General features: G+C 58.6%; 20 protein-coding genes. All 20 read left to right on the plus strand.

Going from position 1 to position 18,565, the window contains the following annotated elements:
• On the plus strand, positions 1–189 hold a 189-nt coding region (locus tag MESCI2_RS0125105; RefSeq protein WP_027038768.1), incomplete at its 5' end, for a transposase domain-containing protein.
• A gap of 68 nt (positions 190–257) precedes the next feature.
• Complete coding sequence (locus MESCI2_RS01000000135545; RefSeq protein ID WP_050596679.1) at positions 258–956, plus strand: carbohydrate ABC transporter permease; 699 nt, start codon at positions 258–260, stop codon at positions 954–956.
• Positions 953–1,792, plus strand: a complete 840-nt coding sequence (locus MESCI2_RS0125115; protein ID WP_050596680.1) for a carbohydrate ABC transporter permease — start codon at positions 953–955, stop codon at positions 1,790–1,792. The genes MESCI2_RS01000000135545 and MESCI2_RS0125115 overlap by 4 nt, the downstream gene beginning before the upstream one ends.
• A 352-nt stretch (positions 1,793–2,144) precedes the next feature.
• Positions 2,145–2,978 carry a MurR/RpiR family transcriptional regulator gene (locus tag MESCI2_RS0125120; protein ID WP_235984354.1) on the plus strand — a complete coding sequence of 278 codons (834 nt, stop codon included), beginning with the start codon at positions 2,145–2,147 and terminating at the stop codon, positions 2,976–2,978.
• Positions 2,979–3,050: 72 nt separating this feature from the next.
• Positions 3,051–4,199 carry an ABC transporter ATP-binding protein gene (locus MESCI2_RS0125125; RefSeq protein ID WP_027038913.1) on the plus strand — a complete coding sequence of 383 codons (1,149 nt, stop codon included), beginning with the start codon at positions 3,051–3,053 and terminating at the stop codon, positions 4,197–4,199.
• Position 4,200: 1 nt separating this feature from the next.
• A complete protein-coding gene (locus MESCI2_RS0125130) occupies positions 4,201–5,154 on the plus strand; it encodes a carbohydrate ABC transporter permease (protein ID WP_027038914.1) in 954 nt (317 codons plus the stop codon).
• A complete protein-coding gene (locus tag MESCI2_RS0125135) occupies positions 5,151–5,984 on the plus strand; it encodes a carbohydrate ABC transporter permease (protein WP_027038915.1) in 834 nt (277 codons plus the stop codon). The genes MESCI2_RS0125130 and MESCI2_RS0125135 overlap by 4 nt, the downstream gene beginning before the upstream one ends.
• A gap of 57 nt (positions 5,985–6,041) precedes the next feature.
• Entirely contained in the window at positions 6,042–7,277 is a 1,236-nt protein-coding gene (locus MESCI2_RS0125140; RefSeq protein ID WP_245270470.1) for an ABC transporter substrate-binding protein, read from the plus strand.
• Positions 7,278–7,336: 59 nt separating this feature from the next.
• Positions 7,337–8,146 (plus strand): phosphodiesterase, encoded by an 810-nt coding sequence (locus tag MESCI2_RS01000000135550; RefSeq protein ID WP_032901351.1) that lies wholly within the window; start codon positions 7,337–7,339, stop codon positions 8,144–8,146.
• On the plus strand, positions 8,143–8,847 hold the full coding sequence (locus MESCI2_RS0125150; protein ID WP_027038917.1) for an HAD family hydrolase: 705 nt from the start codon (positions 8,143–8,145) through the stop codon (positions 8,845–8,847). Before MESCI2_RS01000000135550 ends, MESCI2_RS0125150 begins: the two co-directional genes overlap by 4 nt.
• 512 nt (positions 8,848–9,359) lie before the next feature.
• Complete coding sequence (locus MESCI2_RS0125155; protein WP_027038918.1) at positions 9,360–10,079, plus strand: GntR family transcriptional regulator; 720 nt, start codon at positions 9,360–9,362, stop codon at positions 10,077–10,079.
• 1,118 nt (positions 10,080–11,197) lie between these two features.
• Complete coding sequence (locus tag MESCI2_RS01000000135555; protein WP_081738900.1) at positions 11,198–12,484, plus strand: DegT/DnrJ/EryC1/StrS family aminotransferase; 1,287 nt, start codon at positions 11,198–11,200, stop codon at positions 12,482–12,484.
• Between the two features lie 30 nt (positions 12,485–12,514).
• Positions 12,515–13,258, plus strand: coding sequence for an aspartate kinase (locus MESCI2_RS01000000135560; RefSeq protein ID WP_050596683.1), 744 nt, complete (start codon positions 12,515–12,517; stop codon positions 13,256–13,258).
• Positions 13,255–14,100 carry a nucleoside-diphosphate kinase gene (locus MESCI2_RS01000000135565; RefSeq protein ID WP_245270471.1) on the plus strand — a complete coding sequence of 282 codons (846 nt, stop codon included), beginning with the start codon at positions 13,255–13,257 and terminating at the stop codon, positions 14,098–14,100. Before MESCI2_RS01000000135560 ends, MESCI2_RS01000000135565 begins: the two co-directional genes overlap by 4 nt.
• Positions 14,084–14,770, plus strand: coding sequence for a methyltransferase (locus MESCI2_RS0125175; protein WP_027038919.1), 687 nt, complete (start codon positions 14,084–14,086; stop codon positions 14,768–14,770). The genes MESCI2_RS01000000135565 and MESCI2_RS0125175 overlap by 17 nt, the downstream gene beginning before the upstream one ends.
• The gene (locus tag MESCI2_RS01000000135570) at positions 14,760–15,299 is read left to right on the plus strand and encodes a hypothetical protein (RefSeq protein ID WP_050596681.1); all 540 of its coding nucleotides are present in this window, start codon (positions 14,760–14,762) and stop codon (positions 15,297–15,299) included. Before MESCI2_RS0125175 ends, MESCI2_RS01000000135570 begins: the two co-directional genes overlap by 11 nt.
• Before the next feature lie 525 nt (positions 15,300–15,824).
• Complete coding sequence (tnpA, locus tag MESCI2_RS0125190) at positions 15,825–16,178, plus strand: IS66-like element accessory protein TnpA (protein ID WP_027038757.1); 354 nt, start codon at positions 15,825–15,827, stop codon at positions 16,176–16,178.
• Positions 16,175–16,522 carry an IS66 family insertion sequence element accessory protein TnpB gene (gene tnpB / locus MESCI2_RS0125195; RefSeq protein ID WP_027038758.1) on the plus strand — a complete coding sequence of 116 codons (348 nt, stop codon included), beginning with the start codon at positions 16,175–16,177 and terminating at the stop codon, positions 16,520–16,522. Before tnpA ends, tnpB begins: the two co-directional genes overlap by 4 nt.
• 66 nt (positions 16,523–16,588) lie before the next feature.
• Positions 16,589–18,265: an IS66 family transposase gene (gene tnpC, locus MESCI2_RS0125200; protein ID WP_027038759.1), complete on the plus strand. Its 1,677-nt coding sequence runs from the start codon at positions 16,589–16,591 to the stop codon at positions 18,263–18,265.
• 2 nt (positions 18,266–18,267) lie between these two features.
• The gene (locus tag MESCI2_RS0125205) at positions 18,268–18,501 is read left to right on the plus strand and encodes a hypothetical protein (protein ID WP_032901266.1); all 234 of its coding nucleotides are present in this window, start codon (positions 18,268–18,270) and stop codon (positions 18,499–18,501) included.
• The last annotated feature ends 64 nt before the right edge of the window (positions 18,502–18,565 follow it).

Consider the following 18,565-nt stretch of genomic DNA (forward strand, 5'->3'; position numbering starts at 1 on the left):
GACCGTGCCGCCGTCATGCTTACCCTCATCACCACGGCACGCCTCAACGACGTCGACCCGAAAGCCTGGCTCGCCGACGTCCTGGCCCGCATTGCCGATCTTCCCGCCTCGCGTCTGCACGAACTACTGCCCTGGCAATGGAAGCGCCTGCGCGAAGCCGACAAGCCCGCCGATCAGCAGGCCGCCTGACCTCACGAAACGTCATCATAGAGCCCGCCGCGCACACGCGCGCGTGCCAATCATGCGGCCTTCGTCGTATGCGTACGGATCCGCGCTTCTGGGACTCGTTGAGGACAACGCTCACGCTGATAGCGATTGGATTGCTGATCCAGTTACCTGTAGGCGTCGCCCTCGCGATCATCCTGGAAAAAAATCTGCGCGGCACCCGTTTGTTTCGAACGGTGCTTGTCGTGCCGATGTTGCTTACGCCGGTCGCCGTGGGACTCATCTGGCGCTTTATGTTTGACGCCGATCTCGGCGTTATAAATTGGGCACTCAGCCTGGTTGGCATGGATGGCCCGAATTGGCTTGGTGCACGTTGGCCTGCAATTGCCGCTATCTCAATTGTCGACAGCTGGCAATCGGTACCCTTCATTATGCTAACAGTCCTGGCCGCCCTGGCTAATCAATCAAAAGGGCCGCTCGAGGCGGCAGCGATAGACGGCGCAACTCAATTGCAAACTCTCTTTTACGTGACCCTGCCGTCCATCAGCAATGTCCTGTTGGTCATCATAACAATAAGGATAATCGATGGTATGAAGATGTTTGACCTCATCTTCATAGTAACGTCAAAGGGTGGGCCTGGGACGGCGACTCAAACGCTTGGCATGTTGGTCTACAATACCGGGTTCGGCTTCTTCCAAACGTCGCGGGCGGCCGCCCTCGGTATCGTAATGGTCGTACTGATTGCCCCTGTTTATGTTCTCTGGCGCAAAGCGGATCGGGTATCAAGATGAGCTTTGCGAGAAGAAAGCGAATATCGGCGGCCTTGTCGTATGCTGTTCTGCTATTGGCAGCGTTCCTCTCGCTTTTCCCGGTATTTTGGACGATCACAACATCGATAAAGCAGCGTGCAGACACCTTCGTGTTGCCGCCGAAGTTTATCTGGTTCGATCCGACCCTCAAGAATTATTCGGCCATTTTCCATACCCGCGGCTTTGGTCAAATTTACCTCAACACCATCCTTGTGACGCTTGGGTCGACCGCTTTGTGTGTGATGCTCAGCACACTTGCGGCCTACGCGCTCTCTCGGACGCCTCGCTTCGTGAGCCGAGCGCCACTGGAAATTTCGCTGGTCTTAGTACGCGCCATTCCAGCAATCGTACTCATGGTTCCTCTTTTTCACATAACGTCGCAGCTGGGGGTCTATGATAGCCGTGTTGCGCTGATTGTTATGTACGCCACTATCAACATGCCTTTCGCAACGTGGTTGATGAGTTCGTTTGTTGGCCAAGTGCCAGTCGCCCTGGAGCAAAGCGCCGCGATAGATGGGGCGGGGCAAGTCGCGACCTTTTGGTATGTCGTGCTGCCGCTGCTCTTGCCTGGCATCGCAGCAAGCACGATCTTTGTTGCGCTTTTCACTTGGAACGAGTTCTTGATTCCAGTCATGTTGGCGGGGAATTCGGCCAAGACCCTACCTGTCTTCATATCCGGCTTTATCTCCGCTCGGAACCTTGACTGGGGACCGATGGCCGCCGCCTCGTCTCTTGCGATAATTCCTATAACGATCGTTACAGTAGTTGCTCAGCGGGCCTTGATCTCGGGAATGAGCTCGGGCGCTCTGAAGGGGTAAAATTCGGCGCAGTCGACATCGCGTTTTCCATGCTGATCTGCCATAGAAATTCGTCTGGTTTGAAGGCCCGGTCAGGTGTAGATGTAGCTAGCGACGATCAGGCTCAGCTACTGCGACGCCGATGGGTACCTTGGCCCTCGCTCCACGCAGCGGCTCGAAACGAAGTCTCCAGCGGATCACCGCAAGGCATGTGCTTGTGAGGGGGGGCAGCATTGGTCGATGAGCACCACGGCGGTGCAAGGTGGAATTTCTCCGGTATTTGCAAATTTCTGCATCTCGATTGTATTCAGTGCCAATGAATTTCCCCGCTTGCTAGGAGACATCCGTTTCCGCTGAGCGCCAAGGAACAGGCATGAAGGCAATGAACATCAACTCACCTGCAACGATAGCGGCATCGCACGAGAGCATCTTGGCTCGCCTGCAGGACGACATCGACCGCTTGCCCAATGCGCTCGCTCGCATTGCCAAATACATTCTGGAAAACCCGGAAAAGGTGCTGCACCAATCCGTTGCGGAGTTAGGTGAATTTGCGGCAAGTGGTGAAGCCAGCATATTGCGGCTTTGCCGGCAGATAGGCTTTTCCGGCTTCCGCGACTTCAAGCTCGCATTGGCGGCCGAGATTGGCCGCCCGGGACTCCCCTCCACGGGTGCTGGAACTGCGGATAGCGCTCTGCAATCGTTGCACGACACGATGGCGCAAAACCTCGGCATCGCACATAACAATGCCGACCCCGAAACCCTGGCGAAGGTAGCCGCTGCGCTTGCGGCAAGCCGACGGATCGATCTTTACGGGGCGGGAATGTCTGGTATGACGGCAGAACTGCTTGCCTACCGGCTTTTACGTGTCGGGCTAACGGCTTTCGCGTTCAGAAACTCCACCATGGCTCACGAAGTCGCCAGCGGGCTTGGTCCCGGCTGCGTTGCGATTGGTCTCTCGATCTCCGGCCTGACAGTTGACACGGTCCAGTTCCTCAAGGGCGCCCGTTCGGCGGGGGCACTGACCGTCGCCATCACAAACCGCGCCCGCAGCCCACTCGAGAAGGCGGCTGACCTCACTTTGCAAGCCTCCGGCCTTCAAGACCACCCAATCGGAGGCACTCTGACGCCAGCGATTGGCAAGATCTTTGTGATCGAAAGCCTCATGCTGGCGATCGGAAAAGCAACCGAGAAATCAGTTGCCAAATGAAATAAAACTCCATAATGTCATGAAAGTGAAATAAAACACCGCTAGAAGTCGGCCAACCGAAGGGAACTCGGAATGGCAGCGTTGGACCTCCACATCGACGACATCGGCAAGCGGTATGGCGCGATTGATGTTCTGCGCGGCATCTGTCTCAACGTTGCTGCGGGGGAGTTTGTGACGCTGCTGGGCCCGTCTGGCTGCGGCAAGTCAACGCTTCTTCGGATCATCGCAGGGCTGGAGCGCGCCGACCAGGGTCATGTGCGTGCAGGCGGCAGGGAGCTGGACGCGGTTGCGCCAAAGGACCGCGATCTGGCCTTCGTGTTCCAGAGCTACGCCCTTTATCCGCATCTGAGCGTGTACGACAACATTGCAGCCCCGCTAGTCATGCGCGAGCTAAGCAGCTTGGAACGGCTTCCCGTGATTGGCGGGCTGCTGCCCGGGGCTGTCCTACGCAAACGCTCGATCCGAGAGCGGGTCGGGCAGACCTCAGCGCTGCTCAAGCTTGACGCGCTGCTAGAGCGTCGACCGTCGGCGCTGTCGGGTGGGCAGCGCCAGCGCGTGGCTTTGGGACGTGCCATGGTGCGCAAACCGAAGATCTTCCTGATGGATGAACCCTTGGCAAACCTCGACGCGGCGCTGCGCATCCATACCCGTGGCGAGATCGCGCGGCTTCACAAGGAAATGCAAACGACAACTATCTTCGTTACCCATGACCAGGCCGAGGCGGCCGCGCTTTCAGACCGTGTCGCAGTCATCTTTGGGGGCGAACTCCGTCAGGTCGCAGCCCCTGCCGATCTCTATCGGGAACCCGTCGATCTAGACGTAGCCCGGTTCCTGGCGCAGCCTTTCCTGAACGAGGTAGCAGTGGCAGCACCAATGGGCGGCGCGCTCATGATCGGTGGCAGCAGGATCATCATTCGCGACGCGCTCGGATCCGGACAGGCCGGAACGCTGGCCTTCCGCCCAGAGCACGCGACCCTGGTTGACAAGGATCAGCCGGGAGCCCTGGCGGTTTGCGTCACGCGCATCGAGCACGCTGGGATGGACGCCCATGTCTTTGTCAATGCCGAGGTCGGCGCCGAGTTTGTCGCCCGCATTTCCGCTGAGCGGGCTAGACCTCTGCGTGATGGCGATAACCTGGGACTGAACATCGACCCTGAAAACGCATGGTTCTTTCCTTCAAGCGGCTCGCGCCGGCCTGGCGATCACAGCGGGGCAGCCTGACATGGCCGTGCTCAACGACATTCCGCTCAGTCGCTTGGCTCTGAGCACTCCAGCGCGCTACCGGCCGGCTCGAGCCCAGGCGCAAGCTGGAATGATTTTATCCGTGCCGGCGATGCTGCTGCTTGTTGCCCTTGTCATAGGACCCGCCATTCTTGTCTTGTTTTTGTCCTTCACGAATGCGTCACTCGGCTTGGCCGGCATCCGATTCATCGGGCTCGCTAATTATACGCGCATGCTGACCGACCCTGGCTTTGCTCAGAGTCTGCGCAATACCGCGCTCTATGTCGCGGTGGTCGTGCCGACGTCCATCGGGTGGGGGCTCCTTGTTGCCCTTTTGATCGCCAGATCACGGTTCGCAGTTCTCTATCGAACCGCTTATTTTCTGCCCGTGGCTGCGACCTTGGTTGCTCTGGCGACCGCGTGGGAAGCGATCCTTCATCCAAGCCTGGGTTTTGCCAACACACTGCTGCAGCTTCTTGGCGCATCGCCCGTCAGGTTTCTATCCGATCCGGCGACCGCCATATATGCGCTGGCGGCAATCGGCGTGTGGCAGTTGGTGGGCTTCAACATGATCCTTTTCCTGGCCGGCCTTTCGACCATTCCAGAGGAGCTCTACGAAGCCGCCGCGATTGATGGGGCCGATAGGGGACTGAAGCGCTTCCTTCTGGTCACCTGGCCGATGCTGGCGCCGGTTACCGTATTCGTCACCGTGATGACAATCATCCGCGCCTTTTCGGTTTTCGAAACGGTTGCGGTCCTCACACAGGGAGGGCCGATGAAATCTACCTCCGTCGTTCTTTACACCTTTTATCAAGAAGGGTTCCGCTTCTTCCGCGTCGGCTATGCGTCAGCGATCTCCGTTTCTTTCTTCGTCTTCGTGACTTTCCTGTCGCTCGTCCAGATGCGTGTCTCCGAGCGCCGGGCGCGCTGGAAAGCAAGTGGAGGCCAGCCATGATCTTGGCGCAATCGTCCTCTTCCCGCATCGCCTCGGATGCCGTGCTGATGACCGGCGCGATCGTCATGGTCTTCCCGTTTGTGTGGATGATCCTTGCCTCGCTGACACCACAGAGTGAGATCTTTAACGGCGACCTGCTTCCAACCCCGACCCTTCATGGCGCAATCGACAATTACGGCACTGCGCTCTCGGCAATTCCACTGCTTCGGTTCATGGCAAATGGGATTGTGGTATGCGTGGCAATTCTTGTGTTGCAGATCGCGATCGCCATCCCGTGTGGCTATGCGCTGGCTAAGCTGTCCTTCCCCGGTCGCCCAATTCTGCTTGTCGCCGTGCTGCTAGGCCTTCTGGTGCCGGTGCAGATACCAACCATCCCGATCTACATAGCCCTCGCAAAATCCGGGCTGCTCGATAGCTATGCCGCGCTGGTTCTGCCTTGGATCGTTTCGGTGTTTGCCATCTTCCTGTTCCGGCAATTCTTCGTGACCTTTCCCGATGAGGTGCTTGACGCAGCGCGGCTCGACGGTTTCAGCGAGTTATCAATTGCCTGGCGGATCATGCTGCCGGCCGCTTGGCCAGCAGTCGCCTCCTTCTCTATCTTCTCTATCGTCGCTCATTGGAACGATCTGTATTGGCCAATGGTGGTGATAACCAATCCCGACATGATGACGCCTTCGCTCGGCATCGCCTATTTCCGTCAGGCGGGCGAAGGCACCGGAAACGTCGGTGCGCTGATGGCAGGGGGCGTTCTCGTGACTGCGCCCTTGGTCGCTCTTTTCCTTCTCATGCAGAAACACTTCATCCGGGGTCTCGTGCTCGGCCGACACTAGCTCCGTTTCTGAAAACCACATCTCGAACCTTAGGAGAGCAATGTGAAAACACTTGCAATGATCCTTGCTGCCGGTATCGCAGCGGCAGTCATGCCAGCACAAGCCGAGACGAAACTCGACGTCTACTACGCCTGGCCCGAACACGAAGTGATCCACAAGCCGATCGCCGAGCGCTTCATGGCGGACCATCCGGACATCAAAATCAGCTTCCGCGCTGCTGCGCCGAGCTACGATGAAGCCGTCCAGACGTTGATCCGTCAGAGCATGGCAGGCGAGTTGCCCGACGTTCACTACGTCGGGTTCAATGTGCTGCGTCCGCTCGTCACCCGCGGGCTCGTAAAGCCCATCGACGACCTCGTTGCCGCGGATCACCTGACCGACAAGGGCTACACGGAACAGGTCCTGTCTCTCGCAACGATCGACGGTCATCGTTACGGTCTTCCCTTCGCCATGTCGACACCAGTCGTTTACTACAATGCCGACCTGGTGAAGCAAGCAGGCGGCGACCCCGACAAGATCCCGGCCGACTGGGACAGCTTCGTCGCACTGGCTGGCAAGGTCGGAGCGCTCGGCAAGGGAACGTCGGGCATGTATTACCAGCTTGGCTCGGACGACTGGGCCACGCAGAACCTGGTCCGCAATTTCGGCGGCCAGATGATGAACGACAAGGAGAGCGACATCGCTTTTGACGGTCCTGCCGGCCAGGCTGCCGTCAAGCTGTTCAAGCGGTTTCATACCGACGGCGCTCAGCCGGCCATCGACTCCCATGCCGCCCTGCAGCTCTTCACCTCCGGCAAGCTCGGCTTCTTCTTCGCCTCTGCCGGCAGTGTGAGCGGTTTCGAAGCTGAAATTGGAGACCGGTTCAAGCTCCGGACGGCCAAGCAGCCGCTCGCCGCTGAAGATGCGACGATGCCGACCGGCGGAATGGTTGCGGTAATCCTCACCGACGATCCCGCCAAGCGCGCCGCCGCCTGGGAGTACATCAAGTTTGCCACAAGCCCCGATGGCCAGAGCATTGTCGTGCCGAACACTGGCTACATGCCGACCAATACGCTTGCTCTCGATAAGGATCATCTCGCCGGCTTCTACGACAAGCACCCGAACTGGTACACGAGCGTCCTACAGACGCCGCGCGCCCGCCCGTGGTTCTCCTGGCCTGGTGATAATGGCGTGCAAATCGGTGAGGTCCTCCGCGACGAGATGACTGCCATCGCGCTTGGATCCAAGGAACCGGAAGCCGCTCTCGCAGACATGGCGTCCGAGGTTCGCGCACTTCTGCCGAAAACCGACTGATCGTTTCATCCGGGACGCTGCACGCCCTGTGCGGCGTCCCCCCTTTTTTGGGCTTATCCATGAAACTCATTCACCTGACCGACCCTCATCTTGTGCCGCCAGGCGCCACGCTCTGCGGCTTCGATCCTGCCCAACGGCTTAGGGAGACCATCAAGCGCATTAATCGCGATCATGCCGACGCCGAGCTTTGCGTCGTCACTGGCGATCTCACCGACGACGGAGATCTCGCTTCCTACGTCCTGCTACGGGAGGTGCTGCGGGACCTGCGCGTGCCCGCTCGCCTTCTGCTGGGCAATCACGACAGCCGCGAGAATTTTATGCGCGCGTTTCCTGAAGAGCCGCGCGATGCGAATGGCTTCATTCAGTCGGCCCAAGACGGGACTGCCGGGCGCCTCATTTTTCTCGACACATTGGTGGAAGGCTTCGGTCATGGCGCTTTGGATCGCGGCCGGCTCCAATGGCTGCTGGCGCGCTTGGCAGAAAAACAGAATACGCCTGCCTATCTCTTCGCCCATCATCCGCTGCAGCCGATCGGCCTGCCGCATTTCGAGCCTTGGAACATGCAGAACTGGCAAGAGCTCATGCCGGCGATCTCAGGCGCCGGCAATATCCGGCACATTTTTCACGGGCATGTGCACGTAGATGTTGGCGGTACCTGGAGCGGCATTCCCTTCAGCGGAAGCCGCGGCGTTGCGCATCAAATCATTCCGCACTTTGCGCGCAGGGACGCAGACTTTGTCGAGGATGCCCCGGCTTTTGACGTTGCTCTGATCGACGACGATGCCGTGCTTGTGCACCGTTTCGAGGTCAGCGACAGGAATGTGGTTGAAGTCTCGCCGGCAGGTCGTTTCCCCCGGGGTAACCAATGAAGCAGCGAAAATCTCATGAACTGGTCATCTTCGATTGTGACGGTGTCTTGATCGATAGCGAAACGCTGGCAAGCCGCATCGACGCCGAGGAACTGACCCGTATCGGGTATCCCACCTCCTATTCTGACGTGGTTCTGCGCTTCACCGGCCTTTCGTCGGCGACGATGCGGAAAATGGTTGAAGAAGATTGGGGGCGCCCTCTGCCGAGCGACTTCGACACCGTCGTGCAATCGCGTATCAAGGAAAGCTATCGATCAGAACTGCAACCAATAATCGGTATTGACCAGCTCTTGCGTCAGCTATCACTACAACGCTGCGTCGCCTCGAGCAGCGCCCCCGACAAGCTGCGGCTTGGCCTTGAGCTCACAGGGCTCTGGCAGCACTTCGATCCACACGTGTTCAGTTCCGCGCTGGTAAAGGCCGGCAAACCGGCCCCGGACCTATTCCTGTTTGCCGCGGCCCGGATGAACGTCGAGCCCGAATGCTGTGTCGTTGTGGAAGACAGCATCGCAGGAGTTCGAGCTGGTGTGGCAGCGGGAATGACGGTGATCGGTTTCACCGCGGGCGGCCACTGCCTCGACGACCACGGCCAACGATTGCTGTCAGCCGGCGCTACGGTCGTCGCGCGCTCAGCTGAAGAACTTAGCGGCCTGCTTATGAGGAGCGAAGTCCAGCCCAGTTACAAAATGGCAGGAGGGTGACCCGGGTGTTAGCGTGTGCCGTAGGTGAACTGCGCTAGCTTCCCATCCACTGAGCGTCGGCAACGCCTTCAGTGTTGAGCGGTATGAAAAACGGGATCTCGAAAGACTTTCGGTGTAAGCATGCCAAGGAATTTTATAGAACCGCCGGGATCGAGATCTAGCTGAGCGCCTCCGGGACCCTGTCGGCGACATCTGGCGCGATTGAACTGCTCTGGTGGCTCACCATTCCCTCTTGTGTCGCATCGAACACATTTTCGGCCCGCCTGCAGGGTGACAACCGAGCTGTCCATACAATAGCCAGTGGCGTCGAGCGGCCAATGCCACTCTAAGCTTTCCACCTCTGACAATGCGGCATCCGAGCGCCGCGCGGCGTCAGTTTGAGCGCACAGCCATCCCGAACGCCGGGCATGGTCACACCTCGCTGGCATGGTTTATGCAGCTGAGGCGGTGCGCGGCGCACGCGTTATGTCCGGTCGGACGCTCAAGGGACATCGAAAGAGGGAAGCGTGGAGATGTGGTTCTGTACAAACGCGGACCAATGTCGTCGAACCGAAATTGCCAATCTGGCTATCGACGCCAAGAAGCATGCAAAAGCCGCTGCAGCCTACGCCGCGGTACGTCAATTGCTCTACAGCAAAGCCCATATGCCAGGGCAGCACCTCAGTGACAAAGAGTTAGCGTCCAAGCTCAACATCGGCCGGACTCCTGTGCGCGAAGCACTTATCCGACTTGCAGCGGAAGCGAAGATCGTATCCCTTCCTCAAAGGGGCTATTTTACGAGACCCCTGGTCGAGTGGGTTCTATTAGACTCGTATGTGGTGGCGCGCGCAACACTCACCTTGGCCCTAACGCGTACACGAACTCACCCTCTCGACCTAACCGCACCCTCTGGTGGGTCTTCTCCAATGGAACTCGCTATCCGCGCGGAAGAGATATTCGCTGACATAGCTCTGGGCGCATGTAATTGCGAAGTCTGCCAAATCATCGACAAGTTCTGCTTCTGCTCACATCCGCTTCGCATGGAAATAGCCGCGTCTGAGCTTTCCCCGGCTTTTCGAACAAGTCTAGCAAGGCTAACGGAGGCAATGCCTCAGCTCTGCAAGAACACGAGCGCGGTGGAATCCGCGTTGACGAACCACCTTGATGTAGAAGAGCGCGCCGTGTCACACGCCATGCAAACTATGAGCAGAAAACTGCTGGCAAACTCCCCGTTTGCAAGGCAGTATTTATGAGCGAATTCGCCGACGCGATCCATACGGCTTACCCCCACAGTTCGGCTTATGCCTATGAGGGCTGACGAAGATCCGCATTCATCGAAGAGAGATCAGGGCGGCCACATCGGGGCTCGGTTTTTTGCTCACAAGTGGCGCGAGTCGCGTTGCGCAACTCCCTCGGTATGCAGGCTGGAACGGCAGCCGGTCCTGTGCGATACAATGCTGGAGCCGGTCAAGCTTCGGATTGAAGGGTGGTGCCCCATCCGATCGAAAACCGCTCGGAAATGGCACCTCTGCACCAGGCAAGGAACACTCGCCTTCGCCTCTTCGCTGACCGCGTTATTTGCTTCACGCGCGGTGAAGGGCTCACTGCAGCGGCAAGTCGGAAGACGCAAAGCATTCAAGCGTTATTCCGCTCGCGTCCCTCCTTTGCACGATCACCCATGGTGCTCCGTCAGATCGCCGGATGGATAATCAGAACTCGATCTATTCTTACTGACGGCTCAGAATGCTACCGGGGCGTTCCTTCGGGCACAGCCCACTGCGAGCGGGAGTGCCCGCGGAAGGCGCTTACGGTCCGGCGACTGCGTCAACCAAATTATGCAAGCTCGTGGTGGCTCACAGCTCGCCAAGCTTGGCTTTATCTCGCCGGAATTGGCTTTGGCGGATGGATAATACCCGCGCATCCGTACGGCGCATTCTATCCTTGAACCATGCCCGCAGGGAGACTGGTGGGAAGAAACCACGCGCTCTCACTTCCGATTACCTCGGATAGTAGGTAGTTAGCCAAGCCGACAAATAATATATTTGCAAATATATCTCGGCTGACCACTTCCCCTTCTAGTCGACGGCCATTAAGTCTCGGTTTGCGAAGGAGGAACTGCATCGTCTAGCGAGTTCATTTCGGAAGTGATGGAAACTTTATGTGCCGGTTCGAGCTCGGAAGATTTTTCCTAAATTCAATGCAGCGAGGCTGCTGCGGAACCTAGTCTGTTATCAGAGGCGACGCTGCTTCGGCGGCTCGCCGAGCCTCGTTGCAAGACGCAGAAGTATGCGAGAGACGGGTCGGTTCGGCTCTAGTTCGCGAGTGACCGACGGCCGATGTCACAAACCAGGCTAGCGTCTGGAGGGACCATATGAACAAGTATGTAAGCTTAGCCTCGGCAGCAAGCACAGTTTGCGTCCACCAAAGCAACACTTCTCTTGCGCTCTTTGGAGGAGATCCAACGGTGCCGGCCGGGCGAGTTGTTCTTTGGCCAGCTGCGAAGCGAAAACATTTGAAGGCGCTCGCAAATGTTGTCGAAAGCGGCAAGTATCATCGCGTCAATCACCCTATGGTGATTGAGCTCGAAAAGCGGCTAGCCGATTGGTCGGGCAACTGGTCTGTGCGCGCTGTTGGAAGCGGCACAGCGGCTATTCACGTAGCCCTGGACTACTACCGGAACCGAGGTGGCAGGGTCGTTACGTCGGCTTTGAACTGGCCGGGAGCCGTAGGCCCAATTACGATCAGTGGACTTGAGCCGGTCTTTGTGGATGTAGAGCCGGGCCTTACGGGGGTTGATGAGAAGAAAGCGGCCTCCCTCATCAAACCAGGGGACGCGGCGACGCTCATAACCCATCTGTTTGGAAATAACCTCTTGGTTCCCGGCTTGAGAATGGCAGCGCGGGCGCGAGGCGTCGCAATCGTAGATGATGTTTGCCAATCAATCGGCGCTGCGAAAGATATTGTCAATGGAGCATACTTGGAGAGCGATGCACTCGCTCTCTCCGGGAACGGAGCTAAGCACCTCGGGGCAGGTGAGCTTGGATTTGTCCTTACGAGGGATCCTGCTCTGATCCACCATGTAGATAACGTTTCTCTGACAAGTTCGTCGCGACATGGAGATAGGATATTCTCCCCGAGTTCAAAGGGATACAATTACCGACCGAATGTATTTTCGGCTGCAATTGCCAACCACAGGATAAAGCAGCTAAACCGCCAGCTTAGAACAAGGCGAAAGAATGCTAGGTTACTTTGGCAGGAGATTCGCCATCTCCCAGGGCTTCTGCCCCTTTTCGATCCATCAGACAATCAGCAATCGTTGCTTAATCTCCCGCTGCGTCTGGAGCCGGAAAAGCTCGGCTTTTTACCTGGCCCTACAGCCAGGGATTTCATCCTTAAGCTGCTTCAAGCCGAGGGAGTTCCCGTTGCGGTCTGGCTGACAAAACCCGTTTTTGAATATCTCCCGGATGTCTGCAGCCAATGGTCAAGGACAGATTTCCCAAACGCCACGACGATATTGAACAATATGTTTCACGTATCGGAGATCGCTCCGCCAAACGACGTTGAAGTGATGAGATTGTACGCGGCCGCGTTTCAAAAAGTTTGGGCAGCGCTTCCAAACATAATTTCGAAAATTCCAGAGATCGTATCTTTTGCCTGAAGGCGGGATGGCAAGCCGATGGACTGCTCGATGAAAGGTTTTCCACCATATGGCTTTTCGATTGTCCTCAAATTCGGCGGGAGCATCATGCGTGATCTTGCGGTGTGTAAGCTCGCACTGGCGGAACTTGAGCGTCTCGCCGATAAGGGCCATCGAATCCTAGTTGTTCCAGGCGGCGGCATTCCGGACAAGGCAATCGAGGCGATTGATGCAGCCGAGCGACTACTTCCATATACCGCGCATCACGCGTGTGCTCTCGCACAGGACCAAACGGGATATCTGCTGGCGGACGCCGCCTTCTCTTCCAAATTGGCCCCATCGGCCAGCCTAGGCGAATGCCGAACCCTCGCGAGACATGGGAAGATACCAGTGCTGCTGCCTTCCCGTTTGCTGTTTGCAGCTGACCCGGTGGAATGGAGTTGGGATGTCACATCCGACGCCGTTGCCGCGTGGGTCGCTTGGCTAACTGGGGCATCACAGCTGGTGATTTTGACAGATGTCGATGGCGTCCATCGCGGTGGCGCAACCGACGATCCCGCTGCACTTATAGAGCAGATCGCTGCTCGAGATCTTGCCCTTCTCGGCCACACCTCGATTGACGCCTGCGCGGCCCAATTCATGGCGATGAAAGGCCTTCCTGGCGTTGTAATTAACGCCCGTCATCCCGCTCGTCTCGCCGGTTGGCTGGAAGGGAGGCGCGTTAGAGCGACTAGTATCACCGTCGGGAGCAGGAATGCGCATATCAGAAACCATGCTTTGGAAGGGGCGGAATGATGTCCTCCTTGGCATTGATAGTTTATGGCCCAGAAGTCGCGCGCTCCGGCCTCACTTGCCTGCTCGACGAATACATCCGGCGACGAACCGATCTGGAACTTTCGGAACGGTTCTTTTCCGTTCACAGTCGCAAATCCATCGATGCATTTTATGCGCTTACTTCTTCAAAGGGGGGAAGGCACTGGCCATTGGTACTGGACTTGTTCGATATGCGTCCAGTTTGCGCTACGATCTGGAGCGGACCTGACGCGTTGCACCTGTCCCAAAAACTGAAGGGCAGCACACAGCCGGCCCAGGCGTTACGCGGCACCGTACGCAGCCTCTTTTTTTGCGACAATCCCGTGACGAACCTCCTGCATGTGAGCGACAGCCATGAAGTAATGGATGCCGAGCTTAGAATTCTTAGGCGTCAGTCGTTGGGCGACCAAGCGGCTGCTTGGAATTCTCTCGATTCCGGCTACATCGCCCATTCATCGTTCCAGATGCTGCTAAATGCTCTCGGCGACGGAGAAACTGCGCGGAGGCTTGATAACCGGAATGATGGTAGCGCCTTTGCCCACGCAAAATTCTGCTACGACAGAGCACTCCTAATCGCATCAAAGCCGGGCCTAACAGCAGCCGTCCGACGGTATTTTCGGGGGGATCGAGCCGGTCTTGAAGGCCTAGTCCGGTATGCACCTGTCCAGTCCTCTTGGGACCGCCTCATTCTTGAGGCCGGTCTGTTTTCGATGCCTCTTTGGAATTGCTTACTGAAGCGAACCGTTGTTGCCCTCGAGCAGGGAGAAACAACCAAGCACGGCGACCGCGCCGATCGGCGGGAGGACAATGACCAGACTCGATAATATCAGGAAAACGCTTCGTGCAAGTCAACAAGCCATTTTCCCGCGTCAAATACAGGAATTCGGGCTGGATCTGGTCGTACGGGAGGGGGTTTTTCCTCCTGAGCACTTCCAGAGTTGGCGTTGGATCAGCGAGAATTTTCCCCCTTTCGCCGCGAAAACCGTATTAGAAATCGGCTGCGGTTTCGGTCTTCCAGGCCTTCTGTTGGCAAAGGCTGGTGCGCGCTCGTTGCTGGCTTGCGACATCAATCCGAGGGCCGTCGCTAACACGCTGGAGAATGCTGCAAGAAACCGCATTAACAACGTTGAGGTCATTGAAAGCGATATTTTTTCAAATATTCCACCTAGCAGAAGGTTCGACATTATACTCTGGAATTACCCGTCGAACTTCGCTCCAGAGGGTTACGAGTATGTTGACGATCTCGAAGCCGGAGCCATCGATCCAGGGTACAACTTGCTCGAGAGATTTCTCTCAGATGGCCCAAGGTTCCTTACAGAAACAGGCCATATCGTTCTAGGGTTCGGCACCAATGCGCGTGACGACATTCTTGAACAGATTACAGGCTCAAATGATCTTACATCAGTGCTTCTGCGATCTGGGACCTATCCAGGCGCCAACGTAACTTATAGGCTGTTCTCAATATCCAAGAAGGGCACGGGATATGCTTCCTGAGCTGATGCGCACTGCTTTAGTCGCGATTTCGCCCAATCGGAGCAAAGATAGCTGGGTAGCGGGCAGCAGCGTCCTTTCGCAGTTCATCCAGCGTGCACCGAACGACATAGACATTCATCATGTCAATTTGGCCGCATTCGCGGAGGCTGTGGATAGCGACACCAGGGCTCTGGCGGACGCGGGGTTCTCCATGGCAAGACAACGATTTGCCGACACGGAGCTGGAGATCGTATTCTTGAGATCGAATGGGACCTTGGCGATGAATTGGGTTCTCGAACAGGAACAACCGACCGCTTTAATTGGCGATCCGCTTTTTGGCACAAGGGCGAGTTTCGCGGACGTCATAGCGCGAAAGATCAAGATGCACTTCGAGGACCATGGTTCGAAGCATAGAGATGATCTCCTCGCACTCCTAAAGCATTCCGCCTCAATCGCGGCCGAAATGAGTCCAGACCAATTGGCTGCCTGCACATCGGTCCTAGACCTCGCAGATTATGACCATTCCGGCGTTCGTGGCGGCACGCCATAGATGTCAGAGCCTAACTCCCCGGTATCCCAAATACCTGGTCGACGCCCTGACCGCAAAAGCAGCCCCACTGACCTGCTGTCGGTGAAGAAAAAGCCGGGATATTGCCTTCCTGCGTCCCGCGCCGCTCCAGCTCCACCGATAGCCTACCGATGCTGCCGTGGGCGAGCGCGCATCGAACGTTGCGCCGGAACTGTCCGAATTGGCCTTGTGGGATTCAGACTTCCGCCACCTGCAAACTTTGGCAGAGATATTCGCTCAGCAAAACTAGAGCCGGCACGTGCATCGCCGACCCGGCCTGTGGCCAAGCCCCGGCCGAGGTAAACAAGACCACCTCGTCCGCAGCCTGGGCGATCGGGCAGTCCACGCGGGTCGTAATGGCGATCGTGTACGCTCCGCTCTCGCGCGCAACGGCCAGAAAATCCGTCGTTTCGTACGGCTCCGGTGAGGGCCGCCTTGCGGGAGGACGGCACGGTACCGATGCTGCGCTCTTAAGGTTGTCCTTACGAGCGTAGTTAGAAGCACAGCATGAGCCATGTGACGTTATTGACCGGGCCGGAGCGGCGTCGTCGTTGGAGTGAAGAGGATCAGTGCCGGATACTGGCCGCGGCATTCGCGCCCGGGGCCACAGTGGTGGCGGTGGCGCGTCAGTACGATGTCGCGACCAGCCTGATCTATAAGTGGCGCCGCACGGTGAGAGCCCGCGAGACGGGCTTTGCCGAAGTTGTCGTGGTTCCCGATGAGCCTGTCGCCGCTTCGGTGCCGGCGGCGGCACCAGCGGTGATCGAGCTGGAGATCGCCGGCAAGGTGCGGCTGCGGATTCCGCTGACCACGCCGCCGACACTGGCGGCGGCGATGGTGAAGGCGCTGGGCGTTTCATGATCCCGGTTCCGAGTCAGGTGCGGATCTGGTTGGCGGTCGGCCGGACCGATATGCGTCGCGGGATGCAAGGGCTCGCTCTGCAGGTTCAGGAGACGTTGGGCCGGGATCCGCATGCCGGCGATCTTTATGTCTTCCGCGGCCGCAGCGGCAACCTGATCAAGATTATCTGGCATGATGGGCTCGGCATGTCGCTGTATGCAAAACGGCTCGAGAAGGGCCGGTTCCTATGGCCGTCGCCGGCGGATGGTACGGTTTCCATATCGCCTTCTCAGTTGGCGTACATGCTCGACGGGATCGATTGGCGCAACCCGCGCCACACGTTCCGACCTGAGCGCGCGGGCTGAGTTTTTCTTTGAGTTTGCGCCATTTTCCGCGAGTCAGCGGACGCGTTTTATGATTCACTCCAGGGCATGGTTGCCACCGCCCAGGATGCTGTTCCGGACGATATTGGCGCGCTGAGAGCAGCGCTGGCCGCGGCGCTGGCAAGAGCCGAAGACGAGGCCGCGCGCGCTGCGCTGGTCGAGGCCGAACTGGCGGTCGCCAGGGCCAAGGCATCGGATGATGCGGCGCTGATCGCACATCAGGATCTGACGATCCGGAAGCTGCGGCGGGCGCTGCATGGTCAGAGTTCTGAACGTTCCGCCCGCCTGCACGACCAGATGGAACTCACCTTCGAGGAACTCGAGAGCACGGCGACGGAAGACGAGATCGCCGCCGAACAGGCCGCGGCCCGGACCACCGAGGTGGCGCCTTACGTGCGCAAACGACCGGCGCGCCAGCCATTTCCCGAGCATCTGCCGCGCGAACGCGTGGTCGAGCCGGCGCCGAGCGCTTGCCACTGCTGTGGCGGTCATCGGCTGCGCAAGCTGGGTGAGGATATCACCGAGACGCTGGAGGTGGTGCCGCGGCAATGGAAGGTGATCCAGCACGCGCGGGAGAAGTTCACCTGCCGCGACTGCGAGGCGATCAGCCAGGCTCCGGCGCCGTTCCACGCCACCCCGCGCGGCTGGGCCGGTCCCGGCCTGCTGGCGATGATCCTGTTCGAGAAGTTCGGCCAGCATCAGCCGCTCAACCGCCAGGCTGAACGCTATGCCCGCGAAGGCGTGCCGCTCAGCCTGTCGACGCTCGCCGACCAGGTCGGCGCCGGCGCCGCAGCGTTGATGCCGCTGTTCAAGCGGCTCGAAGCCCATGTGCTGGCCGCTTCACGTCTGCACGGCGACGATACGACGGTGCCGGTCATGGCCAAGGGCAAGACCGATATCGGCCGATTATGGACCTATGTGCGCGATGACCGACCGTTCGGCGGCGCCGATCCACCGGCGGCGGTGTTCTACTATTCCCGCGATCGCCGAGGCGAACATCCCGTGGCGCATCTCGCCGGCTGGAGCGGCATTCTGCAGGCAGATGCCTTTAGTGGTTATGGCGATCTCTATGCGACGGGTCGTCAGCCGGCGCCTGTTCTGGAAGCCAGCTGCTGGGCCCACAGCCGGCGCAAAGTGTTCGAGCTGGCCGATATCGAAGCGGCGGCGCGCAAGAAGGCGCGCGGCGAGAAGCCCAACCTGGTCTATCCGCTCGCGGTTGAAGCCGTGAAGCGCATCGATGCCCTGTTCGATATCGAGCGCGAGATCAGCGGCCTGTCGCCGGCCCAACGCCACGCCGTGCGCCAGGAGCGGAGCGTGCCGCTGGTCACCGAACTCGAGCGCTGGATGATCGAGACGCGCGACAAGCTCTCGAGCGGACACGATCTGACCAAGGCCTTCAACTACATGCTGCGCCGCTGGTCATCCTTCACCCGGTTCCTCGACGATGGGCGGATTTGCCTATCGAACAATGCAGCCGAGCGAGCCCTGCGCGGCATCGCTCTCGGCAGAAAGTCCTGGCTGTTCTGCGGTTCCGATCGCGGCGGACAGCGCGCTGCCGTTTTCTACAGCCTGATCGTCAGCGCCAAGTTGAATGACGTCGACCCTCAGGCCTGGCTCGCCGATATCCTGGCGCGCATCGCAGCCCACCCAGCACAGCGGATCGATGATTTGCTGCCGTGGAATTGGAGGTCCGCAAAACTGCGGACCCAACCAGCGGCGGCCTGATCATGCAGCGCAATAAGGTGCATCACGTCTACACCGTCGAACGCGTCGCCAGGGACCTCGGCGTCAGCGAAGCGCTCATCCAGGACCTGACCCTCGGGCTCGAGCCCGAGGACGGCGTCATCTGGGTGTACGGGGCCAACGATGGCGACGGGACCTTGGCCTTCACCGATGAAGGCATCGAGGAGGTGAAACTCCTCCTCGAAGAATATCATCGCGTCTCCCCATCGAAAGCTTGACCCCAGCACCGCGGTGCTCATGCCTGCCGGATACGCACCTATGCGGTCTTCACCGGATGCGTAC

It is taken from the genome of Mesorhizobium ciceri WSM4083 (assembly GCF_000519305.1).
Classification (GTDB): domain Bacteria; phylum Pseudomonadota; class Alphaproteobacteria; order Rhizobiales; family Rhizobiaceae; genus Mesorhizobium; species Mesorhizobium ciceri_B.